We start from the raw sequence: 25918 nt of genomic DNA, 5'->3' as shown, positions 1-25918 counted from the left end.
TTATTCCTCCGGTTTGACAATGAGCCGCGAGCGCATCTCCAGGTGTAACGCGCTGCAGAAGTGCGCGCAGTAGATCCAGTAGACGCCGGGCTCGTCCGCGGTGAACGTCGCCTTCCGCGTCTCCTGGGGCGCGACCCGCATGTGGACGTCGTGGTCCGGGATCGCCACCGAGTGGAGCATGTCGCTCGTGGTCTCGACGTTCGTCACCTGCATCTCGACCTCGTCGCCCTCCTGGACGACCATCTTCTGGAACCCGTAGTGGTTCCGGGTCGAGTACATCTCGATCTCGACGCGGTCGTCGGAGACCCGCTCCATCGTCTCCTCGCCCTCGGCCGTGTGGCTGAGTTCGAGGTCCTCGGGGTCGTAGACCGCCTTGGGATTGATCTTCGACCTGTGACAGATCGACGCGTCGTGCGGCTCGGCCTGCGCGGGCGAGTCCTTCACCAGCTCCATCCCGTTCTCGTCGTCACCGATGTAGATCAGCTGGTCGTTCTCGGGGTGTTGCGGACCGACGGGGAGGAACCGGTCCTTCGAGAGCTTGTTCAGTGAGACGAGCCAGTCGCCCGCCGGGTCCTCGGTGTACGACTCCGCGGCGATGAGGTGACCGGGGTTGTAGTGGACGTCGATCTTCTCGATCACCGGACTCTCGGAGCGGGGCTCGGCGTTGACCGCCTCCTCGATGTCCCACTTGACGACCTGCGAGTCGATGAACAGCGTCGTGTACGCGTGCCCCCGGCCGTCGTAGGCCGTGTGGAGCGGACCGAGACCGAGTTTCGGCTGCCCGACGATCGCGTCGGCCGGGTCGTCGACCTCGGCGATCGCCTCGATGTCGATGACCGTCGCGGTCGGGTCGAGCTTCCCGCTGACGATGGCGTAGCTGTTGTCCGGGGTGACGCTGACCCCGTGCGGGCTCTTCGGCGTCGGAATGTAGTGAACGATCGGTTCGTCGCCCCGGTTGAGCGGGCTGTCCTTCCGCCCGTCGACGACCGGGACCCCGTTCAGCATCTCGTAGTTCCCGGCCTCGACGGCCGCCTCGATCCGCGGGATGTCGAAGGCCTTCACGTCGTCGCGGTCGGCGCGTGTCATCCCCGACTCGGTCGCTGCCTCCTCCGTGTTGTAGGCGCTCGTGAAGAAGTACCGGCCCTCCTTGCTCCCGTCGCCGTTGTCCATGTTGCCGTCGATGAGGACCTCCCACTCGACGTTCATCGACTCGGGGTTGATCGCGGCGAGAACGGAGCCGTACGAGTCCGGGTCCTCGAGGTCGCCGGTCCCGTCGTTGGGGATCGGGGTCCGGAACTCGCCGACGCCGAAGATGAGGTCGGTGTCCGGCAGCTGCGCACAGGCGCCGTGCGTCCCCTGCTGGTTCGGGATGTTGACGATCGCGTCCGTCTCGAAGTACGTCAGGTCGATCCGGGCCATGCGCCCGTTCGCCTTGTCGTTGACGTACGCGAACCGCCCGTCGTAGTCCCCGTCGGTCTGGCTGATCCGGGGGTGGTGGGTGTCGCCCCACGTGTAGCCGCCGGCGTCTTCGAGCATCTGCTTGCTCTCGTCGTCGAAGCCGTAGCCGCGCGAGGCGTCCCGGTTGAACACCGGGATCCGGATGATCTCCCGCATCGACGGGAGTCCGTACACGCGGACGTTACCGTCCTGCCCGCCGCTGAGAATCCCGTAGTACTCGTCGTGTTCGCCCGGCGGCACGGTGTTGTCGACCCCGCTCGCCGAGGCCGTCCCCCCGACGTCGTCCTCGCTCAGCAGGCTGGTACAGCCGGCAAGCCCGCTGAGTCCGCCGGCGGCGGCGCCGGCCTTCACGAAGTCGCGGCGACGGACGCCGGGGAGCATCGAGTCGAACCCGTCCGTCGAGCCGGTCGTCTCGTCGCCCGATTCTCCCGCGTCCGTGGACCGCTGTGTTTCGTTCGACATAGTGAATCCGCGAGCGGCGATTCCCTCGCGACACGCGGACGTTTCGGCCTCCGATATATAGGTCGCCGAGCGGCTTGCTGGGCGGTAGGAAGCGCGCGAACACGTTCGGCGGTCGCCCCCGGCGTTTCGAGGACGTGGGAACGCGGGCCGGGCACGGTCGGCATACGTCCGAACCCCCGACCGGAAAAAGCGATCGCGCCGCGTCGCGTCGCGGACCGACGCGCGTTTCGGCCGCGACCGAAGCGCGGCTCAGTCGCGTCGCGCCGTCACCGAACGACGACGGCGCCCTTCATGCCGACCGCCTCGTGGGGCGTACAGACGTACTTCTGTATCCCCGTCTCCTCGAACGTGTACTCGAAGGTGTGCCCCTGCTCCTGGGAGGTCTCGCTCTCGAAGTCCCCCGACTCGGCGGAGACGTTGTGACCGCCGCCCTGGCCGGTCCACTCCCAGACCACGGTCGTTCCGGTGCTCACCGCCACCGCGGCCGGGCCGAACGAGAGACCGTCTCCCGCGCCGACCCGGACGGTGACCTCGTCCCGGCCGGTGGCGTCGACGGTCTGTTCGTAGTTGTTCGCGTCGTCGAACCAGCCGCCGTAGTCCGGCTCCTCGCTGAGGTACTGCGTGTCGCCGCCGGAGCCTCCGCCGCTTCCGCCGTCACCGCCCCCGCTTCCGCCGTCACCGCTTCCGCCGCTTCCGCCGCCGCCCCCGCCGGAACAGCCGGCGAGCAGGAGGGTCGCACCCGCGGCGGTCGTCGCCTGTACGAACCGTCGTCGATCGAGTGTCGTGTCGTCCGTCATGTGTTCGGTCGTTGGTGGCATCCGTTGTAACGTCCTGCGACCCGGCCCGTCGTCCGGGAATTCGAGCGAACATGTTCGGTCCCCGGAGCCGCGAAACGCCGTCGGTCGGTTCCCGTCGCCCGGACGGCTACGACTCACTTCGCGGGGCCAACACGATCAGCGCGGTCCCGTCCTCGCGCGCGGTCGGCTCCACGCTCCGCTCGCCGTCGAACCGGAGTAGTTCGCCGGCCTCGACGGAGTGGGTCTCGCCGTCGAGCGCGACGTCGAAGGCGCCCTCCAGCGCGTGGAACAGCACCGTTCTGTCCGGGTGATCGTGTTCCGCGACGCCCTCGCCCGCCGCCAGCGAGAGGCGGACGGTCTTCGGCTCCTCGCCCGGGAACACGGACGCGTGCGGCTCGCCGTCGAGGTCGTCGATCCGGACCGTCTCCGGTTCGCCACCGGACTCAGCCTTCGGCAGTTCGGCGACGAACCGCTCCGGCCCCTCGCGCTCGACCGCGTACGCCTCGTCGTCGAACGCGGGGACCTCCGCCGACAGCTCGTAGTAGAGCGGCTTCGGGTCGTGGTCGTTGACTATCGTGAGCGACTCGCCCGGCTCCAGGGCGGCGAACGCGTCGTGGATCCGGTCGTGTCGCTCGTTCGGCGGGATCTCTCTGACGTCGAGTTCGGACATGCGTCTCGCCTTCGACGCCGCAGCCGCATGTCGAGCGGCGCGAACACGTTCGGGAGCGAGACGGCCGAGCGGGGACGCCGGTGCGAGCCGGGCGTCAGTCGCCGCCGAGCAGTCCCTCGATCCGCTCGCCGATCCGGTCCATCGTCGCGTCCGAGAGGCCGTGACCGTCCCCCGGATCGATCCGACACTCGACCGCGGCGCCGGCGCGCTCGAAGGCCCGAGCCGTCGCCCGGACGCGCTCGGGGGGCACGTGCGGGTCGGCCTCGCTACTGTCGAGCGCGACCGGCGTCCCGTCCAGGGGCCCGTCCGCTTCGCTCCCCGGACTCCCGACCTCGCGCGAGTCGAGGTCCTCGCCCGGCAACGCGGCCGAGACGACGAACGCGCCGCCGTACCGGCGCGGCCGACGCCGGAGGAACTCCGCGGCGACCGCGCCGCCCTGCGAGATCCCGACGAGGACGACGCGCTCGGGCGGAACTCCGGCGCCGCGCGCGACCTCGACCGCGCTCGCGACGCAGTCGACCGCGGAGGTGAGCGCGGGCTCGTTGGCCGACAGCGACGCGTCGTGCGGCGCCGGGACCCACGTCGACCGGACCGCGCCGGGGGCGAGGAGGGTCGCGCCGGAGCGGTAGAACTCGTCGGCGAGGCGGACCAGTCCCTCCGCCGTGCCGCCGCGGCCGTGGACCAGCACGACCGCGACCTCGGCGGCCGCGGCGGGAGCGCCGCCGGTGACGAGCGTCGCGTCCGCGTGCGGACCGGAGACGCCGGGAATTCGGCGGCTCATCGCGAGGACTCCGCGTCGTCCGCCCGAGAGTCGGCGGACGCCGTCGCCTCCGAGTCCGCCGACTCCGACCCCGGCCCGTCGAATCGCGGCAGCTGCGACTCGATCAGCTCGCGGTCGTCCCCGAACCGGGGCGGGAGGTAGAGGTCGGTCGCGTGCCCGGTCGCGTTCGGATCGGCCAGCCCCGGACCGGGCGGCCCGTCGGCGGTCGGCGCCTCGGTCGCGAGTTCGACGAGGAGCCCGCCGGGGCCGCGGACGTACAGCGAGTGGAAGAAGTGACGGTCCTTCACGCGCGACACGTCGTATCCGCGGTCGCGGAACAGCCCGTGCCACTCCAGCAGCGCCTCGCGGTCCGCGACGCGCACCGCGGCGTGGTGGAGCGTCCCCGGCCCTTCCCGGAGGTACGCGGCGTCGCGGTCGAGCAGGTCGACGACGGTCGCGCGGTCGCCCGGCGCGCGGTACCGAACCCGGTCGCCCGATTCGGCCTCGTACTCGAAGCCGAGCGTCTCCAGCACGCTCGCGGTCCCGTACGGGTCTGCGGGGAGCGCGGTCACCCCGTGAAGTCCGCGGATCGCGTGCGCGGTCGGGACGGACCCCTCGGTCCAGAGGTCGAAGCCGTCGTCGGTCCCGTCGCCGTCGGCTCCGTTCCCGTCCGCGTCCGGCGTCGCGACCAGTTCGACCCGCGTTCCGGACGGGTCCGCGAGCGTCAGCCCGCGGTCGCCGAAGCGCTCGTCCGCGTCGAGCGGCGCGGCCTCGACGCCGCGGTCCGCGAGCCGGTCGCGCCAGTAGCCGAGCGACGCCGGCGGCACCGCGAAGGCGACGGCGTCGTAGCCCGGCTTCCCGGTCCGTCCGGGGTCGGCGTTCGGGTCGGGGAAGGCGGTGAACACGGAGCCGGGCGAGCCGGTCGCGTCGCCGAAGTAGAGGTGGTACTGGAGGCGGTCCTCGTAGTTCACCGTCCGGCGGAGCAGGCGGAGCCCGAGCGTCTCGCCGTAGAAGGCGGCGTGGCTCCCGGCGTCGCCGACGATCCCCGTGACGTGGTGGAGTCCGGGAGTGTCAGAGAGCATGGGATCGGATCGGGGCCGTGCGGGAAAGTCGGTGTCGGTGGGGGCGATCGCCGGCGGCCAGCATCGGCGGGGCGGCGCGCACCGACTCACGCGACCCACAGCAGCCGCACGTTGCTCGCGGTGAGGTACGCGCCCGTCACGGTGAGCACCACCGGCGGGAAGTAGTACAGCAGGCCGTCGCCCTCGCGCGCGCCCTCGACGCTGATCCAGAGCATCACGAGGTAGACGACGATCTTCAGCGCCACGAGTCCCGAGAGCCCGAACGACTCCAGCGCGAACCTGACGACCGGGTTCGCCTCCCGAATCGTCGGCACGTATTCGAGGAAGGCGATCGTCGAGACGAGGTCGCCGACGCCGTACGTCGCGGTCGCCGCGATCCACAGCCAGCGGAACTCGTTCGGCCGGCGGCGGTACGCGGGGCGACGACGGGATCGGTCGCGGGATCGGACCACGACCCGAGGTGTCGGCCGACCGACGTGAATCTGCCGGTCCGGCGAGCTCTGTATTCGGTGCGCCGGTCGCAAGCGCCGCCCGCGGTCCAGCCGACTTAAGTCGGATCGCGCCGTCTCGCCGGCCGTGACGGAGCCGCCGACCCGCGAGGCGAAGCTGGAGCTCGGCGTCGAGCTGCTGGCGCACCTCGAACGCGAGGAGCTCGACCTCGCCGCGGCGGTCGACCGGATCGAGACGATCACGACCAGCCCGGCGCTCACCCGCGACATCCTCGACGCCGCCGAGAAGCGCGGGGTCATCGACCGCGACGGCGCCCGCCTGCGAGTCCTCCGAGGCGGAACGTACGTCGAGTACGACAGTCAGGTCGTCGCCCGCGAGGGCGACTTCGAGTGCCGGCGGTGCGGGGCCTCGATTTCGACGGGCCACTTCGTCCGGTTAGACGCGGGCGAACTCGGACCGTTCGGTTCCTCGTGCGTCCGGAAGGTGACCGGTCGGGAGTCGGACGCGGAGTGAGCGCGGCGCCGACGGGGGGCGGTCGACGGGCGGCGGTCGACCGAACCCGCCGGAGTATTTAGGTCGGCGGCCGAAGCGACGGTAATGACCGCGCCGAACCGGAACGTCCTGTGGGCGACCGCGCTCGTCGACGAGCTCGTCGCCGCGGGCGTCGACGCCGTCGTCGCCTCGCCGGGCAGTCGCTCCACGCCGCTGACCGTCGCCGCCGCCGGCCACGACGAGCTCCGCGTGTTCTCGCAGCTCGACGAGCGCGCCGCCGCGTACTTCGCGCTCGGCCGCGCCCGCCGGACCGGCCGCGTGACGCCGCTGATCTGTACCTCCGGCACCGCCGCCGCCAACTACCACCCGGCCGTGATGGAGGCGAGCGAGGCGCGCGTCCCGCTCCTCGCGCTCACGGCCGACCGCCCCCCTGAACTCCGCGACTCCGGCGCGAACCAGACCGCGGACCAGGAGAAACTGTACGGGGACGCCGTCCGGTTCTACAAGGACCTCCCGGAGCCGGCCGCGAACGACCGGGCGCTCCGCTCGCTGCGGACCACCGTCGCCCGCGCCGTCGCGACCGCCGAGGGCGCCGACCGGGGACCGGTCCACCTCAACGTCCCGTTCGCGAAGCCGCTGGAGCCGACGCCGGTGCCGGGCGACGTGCCCGACGACATCCCGGCGGCGGCCGAGCGCGGGCGCGACGGCCCCTACGTCGACGTGACGCCCGGCGCCCCCGAGCCGGGCGACGACGACCTGCGCGCGCTCGCGGCCGAACTGGGCGAGGCGGACCGCGGGCTGATCGTCGCCGGCCCCGCCGACCCGCCGGGGATCGATCCGGAATCGGTCACGGCGCTCGCGCACGCGACCGGGTTCCCCGTGCTGGCGGACCCGCTCTCGGGGGTCAGATACGGCGGCCACACCCGCGTCGCACCCGTCGTTGGGAGCTACGACGCGTACCTCTCGGCCGACCTCGCGGGGGACGGGTCGGAGGGCTGGAGCGACCCCAGCCTCGTCCTTCGGCTCGGCGCCTCGCCCACGTCGAAGCGGCTCCGGAAGTACCTCGCGGCGACGGGCGCCGACCAGTACCAGGTCGACCCGGCCGGGCGTTGGCGCGAGGCGGAGTTCGCCGCGACCGAGCTCGTCGTCGCCGAGCCGAACCGGCTCTGCGCCCGCCTCTCGCGGCTCGTCGCCGGGGGGAGCGGAGACCCCGACTGGCGCGCGCAGTGGGAGGAGGCGGACCGGACCGCCGAGGCGGTTCACGACCGCGAACTCGACGCGGTCGAGGAGGAGTCGCTCGACGACGAACCGCTCGACGACGAGGGCGACGCGGGGTTCCACGAGGGCGACGCGCTCCGCGCGGTCGCGGGCGCGCTCCCCGACCCGGCGACGCTGTTCGTCTCCAACTCCATGCCGGTTCGCGACCTCGACCGGTTCGTCGGGCCGACGACCGCGAACGTCACCGCGCTCGGCAACCGCGGCGTCTCGGGCGTCGACGGAATCGTCTCCAGCGCGCTCGGCGCGGGGAGCGCGACGACGGACGACCTCACGCTCGTCGTCGGCGACATCGCGCTGTACCACGACTCGAACGGGCTGCTCGCGATCGACCGCTGCGAGGTCGACGCAACGGTCGTCGCGGTCAACAACGACGGCGGCGGCATCTTCCACGAGCTCCCGATCGAGGCGTTCGAGCCGCCGTTCACCGAGTCGTTCGTGACGCCGCACGGGCTCGACTTCGAGCCCCTCTCGGAGCTCCACGGCCTCGGATACGCGCGGATCGACGCGCGACCGCCCGCCCAGTCCGACGCGGCCGCGGACGGCGGCGAGAGCCCGGCGGAACGCGCGGCGGCGGTCGCCGCCGACGTCGCAGCCGCCGTCTCGCGGGCGCACGAGGCGGCCGGGTCGCACCTGATCGAGGTCCGGACCGACGCCGAGGCCAGCCATCGCACACGCGAGCGACTGGCGGCCGCGGTCGAGCGCGCGGTCCACGGCGAAGAGGCGGACTCGGCGTAGTCACGCGAGCGTCCGACCCGCCGGGATCAGGGCAGGGCCGAACTCGGTCCCCCGCGGCGGCTCTCGCCGAGCGCGACCCCCGCGTACGCGACGACCGCGAACTGGATCCCGACGCCGAGGCTCGCACCGAGGGCGAAGACGGCGGTGACGACGGGGCCGCGGTCCGGACTGAGGTACCACAGGACTGCGACCGAACCGAGCAGGAATGAGCCGGTCGCGCTCGCGCCCGTCGCCAGCGCGGTCGACGTCGGGGAGGCCTCCGCGTCCCGGAGTCCCGACGCGAGCGCGGCGCCGAACAGCAGGCCGTAGACCAGCAGGAATGCCGTGAACTGGGCGCTCACGAGGTACCTCGAGAGCGCCTCTGCCGACGGGATCGAGAGGGGCGACTCGAGGAGGATCGGCGAGAGCCGTCTCATTCCGCTGACCGCGAGCGCGACGACCGCGGCGACGATCGGGGGGAGGGCTGCCGTGCGCATGCCAGATGCGCGACGCCGGTATTAGTTATAAATCTCGGTCGTGAGGGGGCACCGGACGGCCCCGATTCCGGCTCGTTCCACGCCGCCGATCGCCGCCGCGCGCACATCACGGCGCTCTCCAGGCGCCGAGACGAGACGGCCGACGACGGCTATAAGCCCCGCCTCCCCCTACCCCGCGGCGTGCAGGTCGTCGGCTACGAGACGGGCGTCGCGAGCGGCTCGCCGGAGTCGGAGTCCGACGGGGACGCGGGTCCGATCGCCGAGGCGAGCGGACCGATCGGCGGCGGGCTCTACGTCGCGAGCGGGGGGACCGTCGACTTCGTGGACGCGAGCCCGGGGACCGAACTGGCCTTCGGCCTCGGCGAGCGCCGCTGCGCGGGGACGGTCCACGAGGGGGACCACGTCGCCTGCGACGCCGCCGACGCGCCGTACTGCGACGACCACAGTCACGTCTGGGTGTGCGCCCGGTGTACCGGGACGTGCCTGAAAGACGAGATGGACTGCGGCGAGACCCACGCGATGTACCTCGCCGCGTTCGCGCCCGACGTGCTGAAGGTGGGCGTCACCCGCGAGTGGCGGCTGGGGACCCGCCTCCGCGAGCAGGGCGCTGACCGCGCGGCCCACGTTCGGACCTTCCCGAACGGCCGGATCGCCCGTGAGGTGGAGGCCGAGCTGGCCGCGGGCGACGACCTCGTCGACCGCGTCCGCGTCCCGACGAAGCTCGACGGGTTCGGGCGCGCGGTCGACGAGGCGGCGTGGGCGGCCCTCCTCGACCGGTTCGACCCGATCGAGCGGTTCGACCTCGACTACGGGCTCGACCTCGACGACCGCCCCGTCGCGGAGACGATGGCGGCGGGGACCGTCCGCGGCTGGAAAGGCCGAGTGCTGGTGCTCGACCGCGGCGGCTCGACGTACGCGGTCGACGCGCGCGACCTCGTCGGCTACGAGCTGACCGACGCGGTGCCGGAGCGGGAGCTCCAGTCGAGCCTCGGGGCGTTCGGCGGATGAACGGGGGCGTCCTCGCGGCGCTCTTCGGCGACCCGTTCGCCGTGATGAACACCGTCGGACTCGTCGCGTTCGCGCTGGTCGGCGCGAGCAAGGCGGTCCGCGAGGAGTTCGACCTCTTCGGCGTCGCGGTCGTCGGGCTGGCGATGGCGTTCGCCGGCGGCGTCACCCGGGACCTCCTCGTCGCGCGCGTCCCGCTGGCGCTGCGCTCGCCGGTCGAGATACTCCTCGGACTGTTCGGCGTCGGGCTCGCCGTGGGTCTGAGCGCGTGGCTCGCCTCCCCCGACGAACACCCGGTGACGCTCGTCGCCGACGCCGTCGGCCTCGCCGCGTTCGCCACGACCGGCGCCATCGTCGCGACTGACGCCGGGGTGTCCGCGTTCGGCGTCGTGGCCGTCGCGACGATCAACGCCGTCGGCGGCGGCGCGCTCGCCGACATCCTGCTCGACCGGTCCCCGTTCATCCTCTTCGAGGACTTCTACGCGAGCTGCGCCGTTGCCGGCGGGATCGCGTACTGGGTGGTCGGTGCGCTCGGTGGTCCATCCGGGGTCGCGGCCGCGACGTGCGCCGGGGTGACGGTCGGGCTCCGGCTCGTCGCCGTCGCGCGCGGTTGGCGGCTCCCGACCGCGAAGCGACTTGGCGACGAGTTCGGCCGATAGGAGCGAGGCGAACGCCCGGCGACCGATCCGCCGCCAGAACCGAACCCTTCAGCGACCGAACCCCTCGACTGCGACCACGCGCCGGACGCCGAGGTACGCGGCTCCCGCGATGACGGCGTACGCGACCACGAGGACCCCCGTCGTCGCACCCGCGCTGTCGATCGCCAGTCGCGCGACCGCGTTCGCGGGGCCGCCGGCCATCGCGGTCGCGCCGCCGAACAGGACGAGCACCGCGACCGAGTAGAGCAGCTGGGCGGCGCGGCGGTCGGGCGCGACCGCCGAGACGCCGACCGCGACGGCGACGACGAGCGTCGTCAGCGCGGTCATCAGCGCCAAGATCGGGCCGACGTTCGCGACCGACGTGCCGTTCGCCTCCAACAGGAGCAGCCATAACAGCGCCTGTCCGGGGGCGATCCCGATCGCCGCGGCCGCCTTCCCGTCGACGATTTCGGGGAGCGTGACGGGCGCGACGCGGAGCAGCTCCATCGTCCCCCGATCCAGCTCCTCGGTGATCGAGTCGACGATGAGCGATCCGGAGATGAACACCGGGAGGAAGACTAAAACCGGGATCAACACGGTGTAGATGAACGAGAAGTACGGGCTGGTGTCGCTCCGCTCGGGGAGCGGGAGCGGCGACTCCTCGAGGAACGCGGATCGCCGGTCGCGCTCGTTCAGCTCGTAGGTCCGCAACAGCTCGCGCAGCTGCACCACGATCACCGTCGTCTGGACGGTCGCGTCCGGGGCGGTGACGACGGTCGACACCCGCCCGCGCTCCGTGTGCGTGGCGACCACCACCGCGTCGGCCGCGTTCCGCTCGAACGCCCTCCGGGCGGCGTCCGCGTCGGCGTACGGCGTGACGGAGGCGCCGGGCACCTCGGCGGCGGCCCGCTCTAAGCCCTCGACCGCGTCGCCCGCGGCCGCGACCTCGATCTCGGCGCCGTCGAGCGCGCCGGGGTCGTACATCGAGACGAGCCCGACGACGAGGAACGACGAGAACGCCGCGATGAACAGCTGGATCGCGATCGCCAGCAGGATCGTCTTCTCGGCGCGAAGCCCCGCGAGCTCCCGTCCGGCGATCGTCAGGCGGCTATCCAAGGCTCACCACCCCGACGTTGTAGGCGGCGTGCCCGAGCGTCGCCGCCGTCAGCGCCAGCGCGTAGGCGGTCCGGCCGCGGCTCGCGCCGACGCCGGCCGCGCCCGTCGTGACGACGTGGAGGACGAGCGGCGCGAAAAAGAGCGCCGCCAGCGCGACCGGGGGCAGCCCGGAGAGCCCGGTCACGTCCCCGAAGGCGGCGCGGCCGAGGAACAGGTCGGTGAGCCCGACCGCCTGAACGACCGCCGTGACCTTCTCCGCGAGGAAGAATCCGGTTCCGGAGGCGAGGCCGACCGCGAGCGCGACGCGGAGCGTCCCCCCGCCGTCACCGTCGCTCCGCTCGAAGACGCCGCGCTCGAACCCGGCGTACAGCCCGACGCTTTTCGCGACCTCCTCGATGAACGCGATGGTCACCAGAAGCACCGGAATCGATACCGTGATCGGCAGCGCAAAGAGCACCGCGACGGCCAGCAGCTCCGCGACGAACACGAAGGGGATCGTACAGGCGGTGAGGAGCGCGACCGACCCGAGCGCCCGGCGGCGGTCGCGCGAGAGGATCCCGCCCCCCGCGGGCACGGGAGACAACCGCACCGCGAGCGCGTCGAGGAACTTCCGCGTCACGGGCTTTTGCGAGAACATGTCCTCCTCGCGGTAGACGCCGAGCCCGAGACCGAACAGCAGCGCCGCGCCGACCGCCATCGGGGCGGTCGAGAAGAGGACTTCGCCCGCCGAGACCGCCTCGCCCTGGAGGTCGAAGACGACGAGCGTCAGCGGCGAGACGAGCGCCACGGGCGTCACGTTCGTGAAGACCGCCGGCACGAACGCGTAGGTGGTCAACAGGACGCTCACGCCCACCGTGACGAAGGTGAGCTCCTTGAACGACCGCGCGAACATCGCGCCGACGAACGTGGCTCCGAGGAACGCGGCCGCGATCGGCGCCACGGCGACCACCGAGAGCGCTCCGCCGCCGACGAGGAGCGCGATGAGGGTCGTGACGACCGCTGCGGCCGCGGCGTACGGCAGCGTCTTGCCGGCGACGATCTCCGCCGGCGACAGCGGCGTGACGAGCAGGGGTTCTCCCCGCCGGTTCGTGCGCTCGTCGAGGATAGAGGAGCCGTACGCCTGGATCAGGAAGTTCATCGGCACGAGGAAAACGAACGCCAAGAGCAGCGACGTGAACGGGAACGGCGGTGTGATCGACCCGGGCGAGCCCACCGTGTCGGCGCCGAAGGCGCCGCCGCCGATCGACGGCACCGCGAAGCCGCCGTCCCCGCTCGACCCGGTCCCGGCGTCCGTGGAACCGGAGTCACTCGCGTCCGTTCCGGCCCCGCTACCGCCGCCGCCGTCGCCGCTCGCGCCACCGTCTCCTCCCGTCTCGCCTCCGCCGTCGCTCCCCCCGTCCGAACCGCCCGCCGAGCCGCCGTCGCTCCCGCCGAGCGTCGCGCCGTCGTCGATCCCGGTCGTTCGCCCGACGTACCGGAGCGTGACGGTGACGGGGAACGCCGCCGTCCGGTTCGGCTCGGCGCGCATCAGTCGCTCGTTGTGCGCCTCGACCGCCTCCCGGACCGACGCGGCCGCGGCTTCGCCCTTCCGCGTGTCGCTCGCGCGGACGATCACCTCCTCGACCTCCCCGGAGTCGATCGCGCCGTCGTCGCCGGCTCCGGGTCGTACCACCGTCACCACGACCGCGTCGGCGGCGTCGCCGAGCGACGCCGTCCCACCCGGGACCGGGCGCAGCGACGGCGCGTCCTCGATCGCGTCCGCGTACGGCGAGCCGTCGTCGACGCCGACGCGGTAGATGTCGCCGTCGACGTCGAGGCCGGCGACGCCGGTCGCCACGCCGACCCCGACGACGCCGCCGGCGACGACGAGCAGGGCGACTCCGGCGGCGAGCGTTCGGCGGTCGACGCCGCCCGACGCGCGGGCGGACTCCCACCTCGCGACTCGGAGAACCCGACGGACGCCGACCGCGAGCCGCCGGCCGACGCGGCGCAGCCGATCGGTCACTCGGTCGCCTCCGTCGCCGTCGCTCTCGTCTCCCCGTTCTCGTCGGCCTCCCCGTCGCCCGCGGACTCGCCGGGGTCGCCGGAGTCGCCGGTGTACCGCCCGGGCATCGGCCGGCCGACGATGTCGAGGAACACGTCTTCGAGGCTCGGCTCGCGGCTCCGGATGTCGACGACCTCGCCGCCGGCGTCGGTGACGGCCTCGCGGACGGCAGCGACCGCGTCCATGCTCGGGACGGTCGTTCGGAAGCGGTCGCCCACCTCCTCGGTCGTCGCGTCGAGGTCGTCGAGGGCGGGCGTCGCCGTCGGCTCGATGTCGGTGAACACGCGGTACGTCGTCTCGCCGTGTCGCTCGCGGATCCCGTCGACGCTCCCGCGGGCGACGATCCGGCCCTCGTTCATCACCACGACGCGGTCGCAGACCGACTCGACGTGGTAGAGGTTGTGCGCGGAGAAGACGACCGTCTTCCCCGTCTCGCGGAGCTCGCGGGTGAACGCAAGCACGGAGTTCGTCGTCACCGGGTCGAGCCCGGAGGCCGGCTCGTCGTACACCAGCACGTCCGGGTCGTTGACGAGCGAGCGCGCGATGGCGACCTTCCGTTTCATCCCCTTCGAGACGTCGCCGAGGCGGCGCTCGCGGTGGTCGAGTTCGAGCCGGTCGAGCGCGGCCTCGATCCGCTCGTCGGCGACCTCCCGGGGCACGTCGTAGAGGTCCGCGAAGAAGCGCAGGTACGACAGCGCGGTCATCTCCTCGTACAGCGGCGACTCCTCCGGCAGGAACCCGAGGTGCCGGCGCATCTCGGGGTCCGAGGCGTCGAACCCGGCGACGGTCACCTCGCCGTCGGTGGGCTCGACGAGGCCGGCGATCACCTTGAGCGTCGTCGTCTTCCCCGCTCCGTTCGGGCCGACGATCCCGAACACCTCGCCGTCGTCGACGGCGAAATCGCTGTCGACGACGGCCGCGAAGTCGCCGTAGGTCTTCCGCAGCCCCGACACCTCGATCATGCGTGCGATTCCGCCGGCGGCCGGGTTAAACCCACGCCCGCGGTTATCGGCGGCGAGAACGCAGGCGGGCGAGACGGGAGCGGCGCGCGAGGCGAGCGCGCTGCGAACCGTCGGGAGTCGGCACGATTCACTCCGTGTACGGCTTCTCGATGCTCGCGTCGCCGCTGATGTACGCGTTCATGCGACGGGTGATCCCGTCGAAAAACGTTATGACCGGCGAGAGAACGCGTTCGACGAGTCGGATCGGCGACGCGACCCGGAGCGACCACGTCTCCGCGTTTCCGAGCCCGAACGCCTTGGGGACGATCTCGCCGAACACGAGGACGAGGAAGCTGGTACACGCGGTCGTCACCGCGACCGCCGCGCCGGGGGGGAGATAGCTGGCGACGAGGAGCGTCACGATACTGGAGATCGCGATGTTCACGACGTTGTTGCCGACGAGCAGCGTCACCAGCAGCCTGTGGGGATCGTCGCGAAGTTCCTTCAGCGCGAGCGCCCGCGGGTCTCCCGTCTCCGCCCGTCGATCGAACCACGCCGCCGGCAGCGAGAAGATCGCGGTCTCCGAACTGGAGAAGAACGCGCTGACCGCCAGCAACACGGCGACCGTCGCGACTCCGACGACTCCGATCGTGACTCCGACCATACGGCGTATTTAAAAACGAGGACAAAGAGAGTGTCGGCCGGACGCCGGGTATCGATGCGTTCGCGCCTCGCTCGCGGTCGGCGTGTAAACCGGCGTCACTCAGCGACTCGGGCGGTGTTCGGGAGACGAGCCGTCGGGTTACTCCTCTTCTTCCGCTTCCTCGACCGGCCCCCGTCCTCGCTCCCAGACGGCGTCAGCCGAGGTGTCGTTCGGCGCTGTGTGAGAGACGTCTTTCATGGTGTCGCGATCGCTTGCCATATTGACTCCTGTTACCTCGGAGTCCCGTATTAACCCTTCGTGGAAAGAGATAATGAGTCCTCATACCATATAAGGTATTAATATGAAACGATGCGGCGACGACTCGGTCGATAAACGTACTTCGAATTGGCACCGATACGGACCTCCGAAACCGGACGAACGTCCGTATTCGAGCGGGAGACCGCAGCGATGAGGCGTCCCGCCTCCGAAAGACACGGCGTGTCCGGAGATTCCGGTCGCGACGACGGAGCCGCCGTGGTCCGCGAAGGGGCAACGCTCGCGGTCGGCCGCGATGTCGACGCGCCGCCCGAGCCGACCGCGAAGGCGCTCCGCGACACCCGGCGGTGGCCCGACTGGAGCCCGTCGATCCGCGGCGTCGAGAGCACTGACCGATACGTCGAGACCGGGACGACGGGACGCGTCCGAGTCGCCGGCGCCTGGGCCCCCTTCCGAGTGACGGGCGCGACCCGGCTCCGGTGGGACTGGCGGGTCGCCGGAGTCCCCGCGACCGGCCACCGCGTCGACCGGTACTCGGGGGAGCCGGAGCGGTGTCGGGCGGTGATCGAGGTCCCCCTGCTCGCGGCCCCGTACGTCCCGGTCTGCCGGCGCGCGCTCGACCGGTTCGCGGCGCTCGTCGAGGGGGAGTGACCCCGACGAGGCCCTCCCGTTGCGACGCCCGGGCGCCTCAGTCCTCGTAGCCCTCCTCGAACGGGTCGATGACCTCGCTGCCGGGCTCGTCTTCGTCGCGGGTGAATCCGGGCCCCCGCGTCGCCAGCTCGAAGACGAGCCCGTCGGGATCGGTGAAGTAGACGCTCTTGAAGTAGGTTCGGTCTTTCACCTCCGAGACCTCCACGTCGTGGGATTCGAGGTGGTCTCGCCACTCGCGGAGCGTCTCCTCGTCCTCGACGCCGAACGCGAAGTGGTGGCTCGCGCCCGGGCCCGGAGTCCCCTGCGAGTCCGGGTACTCGAAGTAGGTGACGTTGGCCCCCGGTTCGCCCGTCGGCGTGGGCGAGAAGTAGTAGTGCGGCGTCCCGGGGTCGTCGTAGTTCTGGGTCCGCTTGACCGTGTGCCAGCCGAGGACGTCCTCGTAGAACGCGGTCGTCTCGTCCATGTCGGTACAGATGTTCGTGACGTGGTGGAGTCCGGTCGTCGGCGGCGCGTCGGTCATGATCTGCGTGAACGGTTGTCGGGAAGGTAGTTAGTCGTACTGGCGGCTCGAGAGGTAGTCGGACGGCGGCGCGAGAATGGATGCGTCCTGTGCGCGTCGGTCGCGCGTCGACAACGGTCAGTCGGAAAACGGTTCGATCGCGGCTCAGAACGGCCGAACGGTTCGATCGCGGCTTAGAACAGGCCGAGGCCGACCGCGTACGGCCACGCGGTGCCGCCGACCGCGAGCAGCGCGAGCGCGGCGCCGGCGCCGTAGACGTTCTTCAGGAAGCTCGTCATCTCGTTCTGCTTCTCCTCGGGGTCGTCCATCGACCAGAAGTCGTGCATCGTCACGGCGGAGACGAGGAGGAAGAGGGCGAGGCCGCCCGCGGCGACGACGGGGAACGCGCCCGCCGCGACGCCGAGGCCGCCCAAGACGAGGACGGCGCCGGAGGCGATCACCGAGAACTGCGGCGCGGGGAGGCCCTTGAACTCGGCGTAGCCCGCCATCGTCTCGAGGTCCATGAAGTGGTTGAGCCCCATGAACGCGAGCGTCGCGCCGAAGACGATCCGGCCGAGCAGGAAGAGTTCGCCCGCGAGGGGGGTGTCGAACTGGAGCGGTGTCGCTGCGATTTCAGCTAACATCGTGTAACCTGCTATACGCACGTAACCTATTTATCGCTTCCCGGACAATAGGGTAAGCAGGTAACACCGATGTCATCGCAGGAACTCGCCGGCTCCGAACCGGCGGAGACGACCGACGCAGAGTCCCGGAACGCCGCCCCCGACACGCCGTGTCCCGTCGTGGACTCGCTCGAACAGATCGGTTCGCGGTGGCGGCTCGTCGTCCTCCACGAGCTGTTGAACGGCGAGGCGCGGTTCAACGAGCTGAAGCGGGAGACGGACGCGAACGCCCGCACCCTCTCGCGCGTACTCGACGACCTCCAGGAGACCGGCTTCGTGGATCGGCGGTTGGAGGAGGACTCGCCGGTGGCGACGTACTACAGTTTAACTGATAAAGGCGAGTCGCTCGCCCCCGTCTTCGAGGAGATCGACGACTGGGCCCACGAGTGGCTGGCCGAGTGCGACGCGTAAGACCTGAATCGCGGGGATCTTCGATTTTTCACGGGGATCGTCGTTCGGTTTCGGCCCACTCGTGAGTCGCTGACCGCGGATCGACCGCGAACGCCTCTAAAGCCCCGCGGCTGGCCCTTTGAATCTCACCCGACCGCACCGCACGGCACCTCACGCCTCCCCAGCCTCGCGGTTCGCGCTCTGCGAGCGCTCACCGCGTCCCTCGCGCGTGCTGGCTCGCGACCGCCTTCGGCGGCCGCTCGCAGGCACGCGCCGCCGCATCGTCTATTTATCACCCGTACCGCCGCGATCGCGTTCCGCCGGCGAAACGCACACCCCTCTCGGGCGCGTACGGATCGGCGTGTACGCCGGACTGAAGAACACCCCCTGTTGCCTGTGCGGCCGGGACGACACCCACACCCGGATCGCGGTGCCGCCGCGGGCGCTCCGGCTGATGGAGAACGGCGGGCCGATCGCGTGGCGCGACGTGGTCGGGACGGTGACGCTCCGCTTCTGCGCCGACGACTGGGCCCTCGTGAGCGACCTCGCGGTCGAGATGGACACCCATCCGCTCTCTCGATGTAACGCGGCCCACGTCTCCTTGGACCTCCGCGAGGACCACGAGGCGCTGCTGTCCGCGACGAAGGACGAGACCGACCAGACCGAGCTGGAGGCGCGGCTCGCGAGCGAGGCCGAGGCGACTCTCGACGCGGTCGACGACCCCTACACCGAGGAGCGCGACGTGGTCGAAGCCGTCGTCGTCCTGCGCGCGCTGGAGGAACTCGGCGTGCGAGACGGGCCCGGCCGCGGCGCTACCGGGTCGACGGCGGCCGCGGACGACGACTGAGCCGACCGCCTCACCACCTGACCTCGAACCCCTCTGCGCCCTCCGGCTCGCCGTACTCGACGTCCACGTCCTCGACCTCGGCGGCCTCGCTTCCGGTCTCGCACCACGCGACCATGTCGCGGACATCGCCCTCAGACCCCTCGAAGACCGCCTCGACCCGGCCGTCGTCGAGGTTCCGCACCCAGCCGTCGACGCCCTTCTCGCGGGCCGTATTGCGGGTCGTCGCCCGGTAGTAGACGCCTTGAACGCGACCCGAGACGAACACGTGCGCGCGAACGCGGTCGGTCATCGGCCGACCCTGGGACCGCGACCCGTTTAAGTGACCCGCCCGCAACCGACGCCTACTAACTCCCGGGCGCCGAGGTGGGCGACATGGACCTGTTCGGAACCGCCGGGATCCGCGGCGGCGTCGAGGACCGCGTCACGCCGGCGCTCGCGCTCGCAGTCGGGCGGGCGGTGGGCGCCGAGATCCGATCGCGAACCGCCGGGCCGGACGCCGAATCGACCGACGAGTCGGCCGCCGGGTCGAGCCCCGAATCGACCGTCGTCCTGGCCCGCGACGGTCGGGTGACGGGCCCGGCCCTCGCGGCCGCGACGGAGGCCGGCTTGGCCGCCGGCGGCGTCGCCGTTCGCCGCGCCGGTCGACTCCCGACGCCGGCGCTCGCGCACGCCTCGCGCGGCCGCTACGGCGTGATGCTCACCGCCTCGCACAACCCCCCCACGGACAACGGGATCAAGCTGTTCCGGGACGGCGCCGAGTTCGACCGCGACCTGGAGCGCGCCGTCGAATCGCGCGTCGCCGCCGAGGAGTCGGTCGCCCCGTGGGACGAGTGGACCCGGGCCGCCCGGACCGACCCGCTGGAGGGTTACCTGGACGACGTGTGCGAGTACGCCGCGGGGTTCGGCGCCGACCTCGACGGCCTCCGGGTCGCGGTCGACTGCGGCAACGGGATGAGCGCGCCCGCGACGCCGACCGTCCTCCGCGAACTCGGCGCCAGCGTGGTCACGCTCAACGGGAACGTCGACGGCCACTTCCCCGGCCGGGGGAGCAAGCCGACCCCGGAGACGCTGGCCGACCTGCGCGCGTTCGTCGCCGACGCCAACGAGGGCGTGGACGACCCCGGCCGCCCGAGGCCGGACGCCGAAGGCGACGGCGACGCGGAGGGATTCGCGTTCGCCATCGGCCACGACGGCGACGCCGACCGGATCGTGATCGTCGACGCGGACGGGGAGGTCGTCCACGAGGACACGGTGCTCGCGGTGCTCGCGGAGCGATACACCCGTACGAGCGGCGCGGCGGACCCGGTCGTCGTGACGACGCCGAACGCCTCCGGACGCATCGACGAGCGCGTCCGCGAGGCCGGCGGCCGCGTCGAGCGCGTGCGACTCGGCGCGCTTCACGAGGGGATCGCCGCGGTTCGCGGAGAGAGCGCCCCCGGCGACGATACCCGCGTCGTCTTCGCCGCCGAGCCGTGGAAGCACATCCACGTCGGCTTCGGCGGGTGGATCGACGGCGTCACCTCCGCGGCGGTGATCGCCCGTCTCGTCGCTGACGAGGGGCTGGACGCGCTCCGAGAACCGGTCACCGAACGCCCGTACCGGAAGGTGAGCGTCGCCTGCCCCGACGACGCGAAGGCGACGGCGATGGACCGACTGGAGACGGCCCTCCCCGAGGCGTTCCCCGACGCGGCGGTCGACACGGACCACGGCGTCCGGCTGGAGTTCGACGACGCCTCGTGGGCGCTGGTGCGTCCCTCCGGCACGGAGCCGTACGTCCGCGTGTACGCGGAGAGCGACGACGTCGACGCGCTCGTGGCCGAGGTCGAGGAGATCGTCGAGGACGCGGTCGCGGCGGCGTAGAGCGGCAGGCGGTTCGAGCGGCGAGACCCGGTGTTGATCCGTGTCGTTCTCCGCTCCGTTTACGACCGGTATCAATCCGGATTTGTGGATCAAAATCGCGACATTCGCCGGTGATTCCCCAGGTATTCGGCCGCTTCTTTTCACGAACGTGTCTCCTCAGTGCCGAGGGAACGACGAATTTATGCCGCGTTCCGACGGGGATACAGACGAGATGGCATCCGACTTCGAGCGGCGGCGGTTCATCAAGGCGGCAAGCGCAGCGGGCCTCATCGGTCTCGCCGGGTGTAGCGGCGGCCCGAGCGGGAGCGGCGACGGGTCGGGCGGCGGGAACGCGTCCGACGGCTCTTCGGGTTCGGACGGCGGCGAGGGGTCGGACGAGCCCCCGGCGACGGTCGGCATCGTGTACTCCGACGGCGGCCTCGGCGACAACTCGTTCAACGACGCCGCACAGCAGGGAATTCTCCAGGCCGAAGAAGAGTTCGGCATCGCGTACGACGAGTCCGAGCCGGACGGGGCCGGCGAGTTCGGCCAGTTCCAGCAGCTGTACGCGAGCTCGACGGATCCGGACTACGACCTCGTCTCCTGTATTGGGTTCAACCAGGGCGACGCGCTCTCCGAGACCGCGCCGCAGTTCCCCGATCAGGACTTCATGATCGTCGACACGACGGTCGACGAGCCGAACGTCGCGAACTACCTGTTCCGCGAGCACGAGGGCTCGTTCCTGATGGGCGTCCTCGCCGGCCGGCTGACCGAGACCGACTTCTCCGCCGGCGCGGGGGCGACGGCGCCCGACTCGACGAACGTCGGATTCGTCGGCGGCGTCGACAGCCCCGTCATCCGCCGGTTCCAGGCCGGCTTCGAGGCGGGCGTCGACTACGCGTCCGACGACGTCGACGTCATCACGAGCTACGTCGGCAGCTACGCCGACCCCTCCGGCGGCCGGGAGCAGGCGCTGTCGATGTATCAGAGCGGCGCGGACATCGTCTACCACGCCGCGGGCGCGACTGGCGTCGGCGTGTTCCAGGCCGCCCAGTCCGAGGGTCGGTTCGCGTTCGGCGTCGACCAGGACCAGTCGGTCTCTGAGCCGTCGTTCGCCGACGTGATCGTCGCGTCGATGGTGAAGCGCGTCGACACCGCGGTGTACGAGTCGATCTCGAACGTGATCGACGGCAGCCATCAGGGCGGAAACACGATCGCGCTCGGCCTGGAATCGAACGGCGTCGAGTGCGTCTACGGCCAGGAGATCGGCGGTCAGGTACCGGAAGACATCAAGACCGCGGTGGCGGACGCGCGCGACGAGATCATCGCCGGCAACATCGACGTGCCGGAGACGACGAGCAACTGAGCCCGGGAACGCCGGCTCCCGAGCGCGCTCCGAGGCGGCTTCCGGTCCCGGAGCCCGAGCCGACCCGCCCCGGTTTCGGAGTCCGGACTGACCTGCCCCGGTCCCGGAGTCCGGACTGACCTGCCCCGGTCCCGGAGTCCGGACTGACTTGCCCCGGTCTCGGAGTCCGGACCGACCCGGCGGACGCGACGTTCTCGACCGCCGGTCGCTCGGCGACCGCTCGGGGTGCGTCAGCTCGGAATCCGCGCGTTTTTAGGCTCCGGCGCGGAGTTACGGGTGAATGAACCCGGCGGTCCACTTGGACGGTATCACGAAGCGATTCCCCGGGGTCGTCGCGAACGACGACGTTGATCTCGCGGTGGAGCGGGGGAGCGTCCACGCCCTGCTCGGGGAGAACGGGGCCGGCAAGACCACGCTGATGAACGTGCTGTACGGCCTCTACCGGCCGACCGACGGGACCGTCCGCCTCGACGGCGAACCGCAGTCGTTCGACTCGCCGCGTGACGCGATCGACGCCGGCGTCGGCATGATCCACCAGCACTTCATGCTCGTCGACCCGATGACGGTGTGGGAGAACGTCGTCTTGGGCAACGAGCCGACGACCTGGGGCGGACTGCGCGTCGACAGGGAGGCGGCTCGCGAGGCCGTCGTCGAACTGAGCGAGCGCTACGGCTTCGACGTCGACCCGGACGCGACGATCGCGGACATCTCGGTCGGGGAACAGCAGCGCGTCGAGATCCTGAAGGCCCTGTACCGCGGCGCCGACGTGCTCATCATGGACGAGCCGACCGCGGTGTTGACTCCGCAGGAGGTCGAGGAGCTGTACGGCGTCTTCGAGGAGCTCACCGACCAGGGCAAGACGATCATCTTCATCTCGCACAAGCTCGGCGAGGCGCTCTCCGCGGCCGACGAGATAAGCGTCCTGCGCGACGGCGTCAACGTCGGGACCGTCGCTACGTCGGACGTGACGCGGGAGGAGCTCGCGAAGATGATGGTCGGCCGGGAGGTGCTGATGGACCCCGCGACGACGCCCCAGGAGGCGGGCGACCGGGTGTTGGAGGTCACCGACCTCAGCGTCGACGACGACCGGGGCGTGGAGGCGGTCTCCGACCTCTCCTTCGAGCTCCGCGCCGGCGAGATCATGGGCGTCGCGGGCGTCGACGGAAACGGTCAGCTACAGCTCGTGGAGGCGATCACGGGCCTCCGCAGACCGTCGTCCGGAGACGTCCGCTACCGCGGCGAACCGATGGCGGGGAAGACCCGCCGCGACCGGATCGACCGCGGGATGGCGTTCATCCCCGAGGACCGGCAGGAGCGGGGCCTCGTGATGTCCTACGATCTCACCGAAAACGCCATTCTCGGAAGCCAACACGACCCCCCGTTCGCCGAGAGGGGTCGGATCGACTGGCGGGCGTCCCGGGACCACGCCGAGTCCGTCATCGAGCAGTACGACGTGCGACCGCCCGACGCCGACGCCGAGGCAGAGTCGCTGTCGGGCGGTAACCAGCAGAAGTTCATCGTCGGCCGCGAGTTCGAGCGCGACCCCGACCTCGTCGTCGCGACGCACCCGACCCGCGGCGTCGACATCGGATCGACGGAGTTCCTCCACGATCGGCTGCTCGACCTTCGTTCGCAGGGGAAGGCCGTGCTTCTGGTGTCATCGAAGCTCGACGAGGTACAGGGGCTCTCCGACCGGCTCGCGGTGATGCACGAGGGCGAGTTCACCGGGGTCGTCGACCCCGCGACCGTGACCGAGGAGGAGATCGGTCTGCTGATGGCCGGCGAGTCGCTCGACGACGACTCCGTCGAGGGGGCGGCGCTTCACGAGGCGGCAAGCGAGGAGGTGGGGGGCGAGGAGACGGCAAGCGAGGGGGCGGCAACCGAGGAGGTCGAGGGCGAGAAGGCGGGCGAGGGGATCGACGACACGACCGCCGGCGACGAGGGGGTGGACGCGTGAGCGAATCGGACGCGGACGGGCGCCCGTCCGTCGTCGCCCGCCTCGTCGCGCCGTTCGTCGACCGGAGCGTCGCGGAGCGGCTCGTGATAAGCGTCGCCGCGATCCTGCTTTCGATCGTCATCGGCTTCGCGATCGTGCTCGTCTCGGGCCGGATCGCCGAGTGTACGACCGCGGCCTGGACGATGCCGCTCACGGGACTGGGGTTCTGTTACGACCCGGTCGAGGTGTACGTCGTGCTGTTCAACGGCGCGCTCGGCTACCCGTTCGCCGTCGGTGACCCCGGCCTGTTGAATCCCGAATGGACCCCGTTCAACCTCTCGTTCGGCCTGACGCTTTCGGAGACGACGCTGCTGATCTTCACGGGGCTGTCGGTCGCCGTCGCCTTCCGCGCCGGCCTGTTCAACATCGGAACGCAGGGGCAGCTCGTCGTCGGCGCGCTCGCGACCGCGCTCTCAGTCCTCGCGGTCGCGCCCCTGCTCCCCGCCGGTCGGATCGCCGGGGTCGTGCTGGTCGTCATCGGAGCCGCCGCCGGCGCCGTAGCCGGCGGGTTCTGGGGGGCGATACCCGGGGCGCTCAAGGCGTACGCCGACGCCAACGAGGTGATCACGACGATCATGCTCAACTTCGTCGCCGCGAACGTCGCGTACGTGCTCGTGTTGGAGGTGTTCCGCGCCGAGGGCTCCTCAGTGGTCGCCACCAGGTACGTCCCCGAATACGCCCAGTTCCTCCCGTGGCTGTTCCCGCAGTCCAGCGACTTCGCGCTGATCGCGCTCCTCGTCGGTGTCGTCTTCATCGGGGCGCTCTACTACTTCGTCGAGCACACGTCGCTCGGGTACGACCTCCGGACGAGCGGCGTCCAGGCGGCGGCCGCCGAGTACGGCGGCGTGAACGCGAAGCAGACGACCGTGCGGGCGATGACGCTGTCCGGCGCCCTCGGCGGCCTCGGCGGCTCGGTGTGGGTGCTGATGTCCGAGGGGCGGTGGATGGCCTCGGTCCCCGACCTCGGCTTCGACGGCATCACCGTCTCGATCCTGGCCGGAAACAACCCGATCGGCGTGTTGCCGGCGGCGTTCCTCTTCGGGGTCCTGAAGGGCGGCGCCCTGGAGATCGGCTTCCGGACGGACGTCCCCACGGAGCTCGTCGCGGTGTTGCGCGGGCTCATTATCCTGTTCGTCGCGATGCCGGAATTCTTCCGGATGATCGGGCGATACACCGGGGTCGGCGGGCCCCCCGGCGGCGTCCCGGGGACGACCGAGCCGGACGAGACCGCCGGCGGTGACCGGGGTGAGACCGATGCGTAACCCGCTCGCGGCCGCGTCGATCCCGATCCTCGACGACCTGATCGAGTCGGACTACGTGCGCTCGCTGGTCGTCGGCACCGCCGGGCTGCTCGCGCTGCTCGGCGCGTTCGGGCTCGCGTTCCCGGGTTCGGTCGCGGGCGACCTCGCCGGTATCGTCTTCTCGACGAGCACCGCGACGTCGACGGCGCGGCTCGCGGCGCCCATCGTGCTCGCCGGGCTGGGCGGCATCTTCGCCGAAAAGTCGGGCGTCATCAACATCGGGCTGGAGGGACTGCTCATCATCTCGGCGTTCGTGTCGGTGTACGCCGCGTCGGTCGTCGGCATCGGGAACGCCGTCCTCGGCGTCCCGGCGCTCGCGGTCGGGTTCCTCGCCGGCATCGCCGCGTCGACGCTCCTGTCGGCGCTGTTCGCGGTCGTCTGCATCGAGTTCAAGGCCGACCAGATCATCGCCGGGCTGGCCGTCTGGCTCATCGCGTTAGGGCTCGCGCCGTTCATGTCGACCGTGTTCTTCGGCGGCGTCAACACGCCGAACCTCGGCGCGAACGTCGGATGGCGGTACTCGACCGCGATGGTGATCGTCGCGACCGTCGGCTCGTGGTGGCTGTTGAACCAGACCGGCTTCGGGAAACACCTCCGGGCGGCCGGCGAGAACCCGAAGGCGCTCGACACGGTCGGCGTCTCGGTCTCGAAGGTGCGGTACGCCGGCGTCCTGCTTTCGGGCGTCCTCTCCGGGGTCGGCGGCTCGGCGCTGGCGCTGTCGATCGGGCAGTTCGTCGGCTCCGGCGAGACGATGGTTCAGGGGAAGGGGTTCATCGCCATCGTCGCGTACCTGTTCGGCAACTACAACCCGCTCGGGACGCTCGGCGCCGGCGTGCTGTTCGCCGGCCTCGACGCGACCCAGATCCGCCTCCAGCAGCTCGGCTACGCGATTCCGGACACGCTGGTCCAGACCATCCCGTACGTCATGGTGATCGTCGTGCTCGCGCTGGTCGGCCGGACCCAGATCCCCGAGGCCGCGGGCGAACACTACGAGACCGAGGAGTAGAGACGGCGAGGGGAACG

Annotated in this window: 26 protein-coding genes; 12 read left to right on the top strand and 14 right to left on the bottom strand. The window is 71.2% G+C overall.

Annotated features, from left to right (window positions below; genetic code table 11):
- The 6 genes from nosZ to EXE42_RS05940 all read right to left on the bottom strand — a co-directional run bounded on the left by nosZ (position 1) and on the right by EXE42_RS05940 (position 5681).
- Entirely contained in the window at positions 1–1920 is a 1920-nt protein-coding gene (gene nosZ / locus EXE42_RS05965; RefSeq protein WP_092922101.1) for a TAT-dependent nitrous-oxide reductase, read from the bottom strand.
- A gap of 266 nt (positions 1921–2186) precedes the next feature.
- Positions 2187–2717, bottom strand: a complete 531-nt coding sequence (locus EXE42_RS05960) for a halocyanin domain-containing protein (RefSeq protein WP_092922104.1) — start codon at positions 2715–2717, stop codon at positions 2187–2189.
- A 127-nt stretch (positions 2718–2844) separates the two neighbouring features.
- Positions 2845–3387, bottom strand: coding sequence for a DUF2249 domain-containing protein (locus EXE42_RS05955; protein WP_092922107.1), 543 nt, complete (start codon positions 3385–3387; stop codon positions 2845–2847).
- A 94-nt stretch (positions 3388–3481) separates the two neighbouring features.
- Positions 3482–4168, bottom strand: a complete 687-nt coding sequence (locus EXE42_RS05950) for an alpha/beta hydrolase (RefSeq protein WP_092922110.1) — start codon at positions 4166–4168, stop codon at positions 3482–3484.
- Positions 4165–5229: a VOC family protein gene (locus EXE42_RS05945; protein WP_137706089.1), complete on the bottom strand. Its 1065-nt coding sequence runs from the start codon at positions 5227–5229 to the stop codon at positions 4165–4167. Before EXE42_RS05945 ends, EXE42_RS05950 begins: the two co-directional genes overlap by 4 nt.
- Before the next feature lie 86 nt (positions 5230–5315).
- Positions 5316–5681, bottom strand: coding sequence for a hypothetical protein (locus EXE42_RS05940; RefSeq protein WP_092922116.1), 366 nt, complete (start codon positions 5679–5681; stop codon positions 5316–5318).
- Positions 5682–5805: 124 nt separating this feature from the next.
- On the opposite strand from EXE42_RS05940, the gene EXE42_RS05935 reads away from it, so the two are divergent.
- Together EXE42_RS05935 and menD are read left to right on the top strand one after the other, a co-directional pair.
- Positions 5806–6192, top strand: a complete 387-nt coding sequence (locus EXE42_RS05935) for a DUF5830 family protein (protein WP_137694786.1) — start codon at positions 5806–5808, stop codon at positions 6190–6192.
- Between the two features lie 84 nt (positions 6193–6276).
- The gene (gene menD / locus EXE42_RS05930; RefSeq protein ID WP_137706088.1) at positions 6277–8184 is read left to right on the top strand and encodes a 2-succinyl-5-enolpyruvyl-6-hydroxy-3-cyclohexene-1-carboxylic-acid synthase; all 1908 of its coding nucleotides are present in this window, start codon (positions 6277–6279) and stop codon (positions 8182–8184) included.
- 26 nt (positions 8185–8210) lie between these two features.
- Here menD and EXE42_RS05925 read toward each other — a convergent pair whose 3' ends face one another.
- Positions 8211–8660 carry a hypothetical protein gene (locus tag EXE42_RS05925; protein WP_092922125.1) on the bottom strand — a complete coding sequence of 150 codons (450 nt, stop codon included), beginning with the start codon at positions 8658–8660 and terminating at the stop codon, positions 8211–8213.
- 180 nt (positions 8661–8840) lie between these two features.
- Between EXE42_RS05925 and EXE42_RS05920 the strand changes: the two genes are divergently transcribed.
- Positions 8841–9668 carry a DUF2797 domain-containing protein gene (locus EXE42_RS05920; RefSeq protein WP_174549006.1) on the top strand — a complete coding sequence of 276 codons (828 nt, stop codon included), beginning with the start codon at positions 8841–8843 and terminating at the stop codon, positions 9666–9668.
- Positions 9665–10324, top strand: coding sequence for a trimeric intracellular cation channel family protein (locus tag EXE42_RS05915; RefSeq protein WP_092922128.1), 660 nt, complete (start codon positions 9665–9667; stop codon positions 10322–10324). The genes EXE42_RS05920 and EXE42_RS05915 overlap by 4 nt, the downstream gene beginning before the upstream one ends.
- A 48-nt stretch (positions 10325–10372) precedes the next feature.
- Here EXE42_RS05915 and EXE42_RS05910 read toward each other — a convergent pair whose 3' ends face one another.
- From EXE42_RS05910 to EXE42_RS05895, 4 genes are all read right to left on the bottom strand, one after another.
- Positions 10373–11419, bottom strand: coding sequence for an ABC transporter permease (locus EXE42_RS05910; protein ID WP_137706087.1), 1047 nt, complete (start codon positions 11417–11419; stop codon positions 10373–10375).
- The gene (locus EXE42_RS05905; protein WP_137706086.1) at positions 11412–13424 is read right to left on the bottom strand and encodes an ABC transporter permease; all 2013 of its coding nucleotides are present in this window, start codon (positions 13422–13424) and stop codon (positions 11412–11414) included. Before EXE42_RS05905 ends, EXE42_RS05910 begins: the two co-directional genes overlap by 8 nt.
- Positions 13421–14425: an ABC transporter ATP-binding protein gene (locus tag EXE42_RS05900; protein ID WP_137706085.1), complete on the bottom strand. Its 1005-nt coding sequence runs from the start codon at positions 14423–14425 to the stop codon at positions 13421–13423. The genes EXE42_RS05905 and EXE42_RS05900 overlap by 4 nt, the downstream gene beginning before the upstream one ends.
- A 127-nt stretch (positions 14426–14552) precedes the next feature.
- On the bottom strand, positions 14553–15068 hold the full coding sequence (locus tag EXE42_RS05895) for a CNNM domain-containing protein (RefSeq protein ID WP_092922140.1): 516 nt from the start codon (positions 15066–15068) through the stop codon (positions 14553–14555).
- A gap of 447 nt (positions 15069–15515) precedes the next feature.
- Here EXE42_RS05895 and EXE42_RS05890 point away from each other — a divergent pair, with 447 nt between their 5' ends.
- On the top strand, positions 15516–15974 hold the full coding sequence (locus EXE42_RS05890) for a polyketide cyclase (protein ID WP_092922143.1): 459 nt from the start codon (positions 15516–15518) through the stop codon (positions 15972–15974).
- A gap of 37 nt (positions 15975–16011) precedes the next feature.
- Here the strand turns inward: EXE42_RS05890 and EXE42_RS05885 are convergent, their stop codons facing one another.
- Entirely contained in the window at positions 16012–16494 is a 483-nt protein-coding gene (locus tag EXE42_RS05885) for a VOC family protein (RefSeq protein ID WP_092922146.1), read from the bottom strand.
- 173 nt (positions 16495–16667) lie between these two features.
- Positions 16668–17117, bottom strand: a complete 450-nt coding sequence (locus tag EXE42_RS05880) for a DoxX family protein (RefSeq protein WP_092922149.1) — start codon at positions 17115–17117, stop codon at positions 16668–16670.
- 69 nt (positions 17118–17186) lie between these two features.
- Between EXE42_RS05880 and EXE42_RS05875 the strand changes: the two genes are divergently transcribed.
- Together EXE42_RS05875 and EXE42_RS05870 are read left to right on the top strand one after the other, a co-directional pair.
- Entirely contained in the window at positions 17187–17567 is a 381-nt protein-coding gene (locus EXE42_RS05875; RefSeq protein WP_092922152.1) for a helix-turn-helix domain-containing protein, read from the top strand.
- A 340-nt stretch (positions 17568–17907) separates the two neighbouring features.
- Positions 17908–18393, top strand: a complete 486-nt coding sequence (locus EXE42_RS05870) for a hypothetical protein (RefSeq protein ID WP_092922155.1) — start codon at positions 17908–17910, stop codon at positions 18391–18393.
- Between the two features lie 10 nt (positions 18394–18403).
- Here the strand turns inward: EXE42_RS05870 and EXE42_RS05865 are convergent, their stop codons facing one another.
- Positions 18404–18682: an acylphosphatase gene (locus EXE42_RS05865; protein WP_137706084.1), complete on the bottom strand. Its 279-nt coding sequence runs from the start codon at positions 18680–18682 to the stop codon at positions 18404–18406.
- Positions 18683–18765: 83 nt separating this feature from the next.
- Here EXE42_RS05865 and EXE42_RS05860 point away from each other — a divergent pair, with 83 nt between their 5' ends.
- The 5 genes from EXE42_RS05860 (at position 18766) to EXE42_RS05840 (ending at position 25901) form a co-directional block, all read left to right on the top strand.
- Positions 18766–20253 carry a phosphomannomutase gene (locus EXE42_RS05860; protein WP_092922159.1) on the top strand — a complete coding sequence of 496 codons (1488 nt, stop codon included), beginning with the start codon at positions 18766–18768 and terminating at the stop codon, positions 20251–20253.
- Between the two features lie 211 nt (positions 20254–20464).
- Positions 20465–21598 carry a BMP family protein gene (locus EXE42_RS05855; protein ID WP_092922161.1) on the top strand — a complete coding sequence of 378 codons (1134 nt, stop codon included), beginning with the start codon at positions 20465–20467 and terminating at the stop codon, positions 21596–21598.
- 280 nt (positions 21599–21878) lie between these two features.
- On the top strand, positions 21879–23555 hold the full coding sequence (locus EXE42_RS05850; protein ID WP_092922163.1) for an ABC transporter ATP-binding protein: 1677 nt from the start codon (positions 21879–21881) through the stop codon (positions 23553–23555).
- Positions 23552–24856, top strand: coding sequence for an ABC transporter permease (locus tag EXE42_RS05845; protein ID WP_092922165.1), 1305 nt, complete (start codon positions 23552–23554; stop codon positions 24854–24856). The genes EXE42_RS05850 and EXE42_RS05845 overlap by 4 nt, the downstream gene beginning before the upstream one ends.
- Positions 24849–25901 (top strand): ABC transporter permease, encoded by a 1053-nt coding sequence (locus tag EXE42_RS05840; RefSeq protein ID WP_092922167.1) that lies wholly within the window; start codon positions 24849–24851, stop codon positions 25899–25901. Before EXE42_RS05845 ends, EXE42_RS05840 begins: the two co-directional genes overlap by 8 nt.
- Positions 25902–25918 lie beyond the last annotated feature (17 nt).

Source organism: Halorubrum sp. SP3 (assembly GCF_005435195.1).
Taxonomy (GTDB): Archaea; Halobacteriota; Halobacteria; order Halobacteriales; family Haloferacaceae; genus Halorubrum; species Halorubrum sodomense.
This window is presented reverse-complemented; position numbering and strand designations above follow the sequence as displayed.

Bases quoted from the DNA above. Each gene is read 5' to 3' on its own strand.
- nosZ (WP_092922101.1), bottom strand. From the start codon at position 1,920: ATGTCGAACGAAACACAGCGGTCCACGGACGCGGGAGAATCGGGCGAC.
- EXE42_RS05960 (WP_092922104.1), bottom strand. From the start codon at position 2,717: ATGACGGACGACACGACACTCGATCGACGACGGTTCGTACAGGCGACG.
- EXE42_RS05955 (WP_092922107.1), bottom strand. From the start codon at position 3,387: ATGTCCGAACTCGACGTCAGAGAGATCCCGCCGAACGAGCGACACGAC.
- EXE42_RS05950 (WP_092922110.1), bottom strand. From the start codon at position 4,168: ATGAGCCGCCGAATTCCCGGCGTCTCCGGTCCGCACGCGGACGCGACG.
- EXE42_RS05945 (WP_137706089.1), bottom strand. From the start codon at position 5,229: ATGCTCTCTGACACTCCCGGACTCCACCACGTCACGGGGATCGTCGGC.
- menD (WP_137706088.1), top strand. From the start codon at position 6,277: ATGACCGCGCCGAACCGGAACGTCCTGTGGGCGACCGCGCTCGTCGAC.
- EXE42_RS05925 (WP_092922125.1), bottom strand. From the start codon at position 8,660: ATGCGCACGGCAGCCCTCCCCCCGATCGTCGCCGCGGTCGTCGCGCTC.
- EXE42_RS05915 (WP_092922128.1), top strand. From the start codon at position 9,665: ATGAACGGGGGCGTCCTCGCGGCGCTCTTCGGCGACCCGTTCGCCGTG.
- EXE42_RS05900 (WP_137706085.1), bottom strand. From the start codon at position 14,425: ATGATCGAGGTGTCGGGGCTGCGGAAGACCTACGGCGACTTCGCGGCC.
- EXE42_RS05895 (WP_092922140.1), bottom strand. From the start codon at position 15,068: ATGGTCGGAGTCACGATCGGAGTCGTCGGAGTCGCGACGGTCGCCGTG.
- EXE42_RS05890 (WP_092922143.1), top strand. From the start codon at position 15,516: ATGAGGCGTCCCGCCTCCGAAAGACACGGCGTGTCCGGAGATTCCGGT.
- EXE42_RS05885 (WP_092922146.1), bottom strand. From the start codon at position 16,494: ATGACCGACGCGCCGCCGACGACCGGACTCCACCACGTCACGAACATC.
- EXE42_RS05880 (WP_092922149.1), bottom strand. From the start codon at position 17,117: ATGTTAGCTGAAATCGCAGCGACACCGCTCCAGTTCGACACCCCCCTC.
- EXE42_RS05875 (WP_092922152.1), top strand. From the start codon at position 17,187: ATGTCATCGCAGGAACTCGCCGGCTCCGAACCGGCGGAGACGACCGAC.
- EXE42_RS05865 (WP_137706084.1), bottom strand. From the start codon at position 18,682: ATGACCGACCGCGTTCGCGCGCACGTGTTCGTCTCGGGTCGCGTTCAA.
- EXE42_RS05860 (WP_092922159.1), top strand. From the start codon at position 18,766: ATGGACCTGTTCGGAACCGCCGGGATCCGCGGCGGCGTCGAGGACCGC.
- EXE42_RS05855 (WP_092922161.1), top strand. From the start codon at position 20,465: ATGGCATCCGACTTCGAGCGGCGGCGGTTCATCAAGGCGGCAAGCGCA.
- EXE42_RS05850 (WP_092922163.1), top strand. From the start codon at position 21,879: ATGAACCCGGCGGTCCACTTGGACGGTATCACGAAGCGATTCCCCGGG.
- EXE42_RS05840 (WP_092922167.1), top strand. From the start codon at position 24,849: ATGCGTAACCCGCTCGCGGCCGCGTCGATCCCGATCCTCGACGACCTG.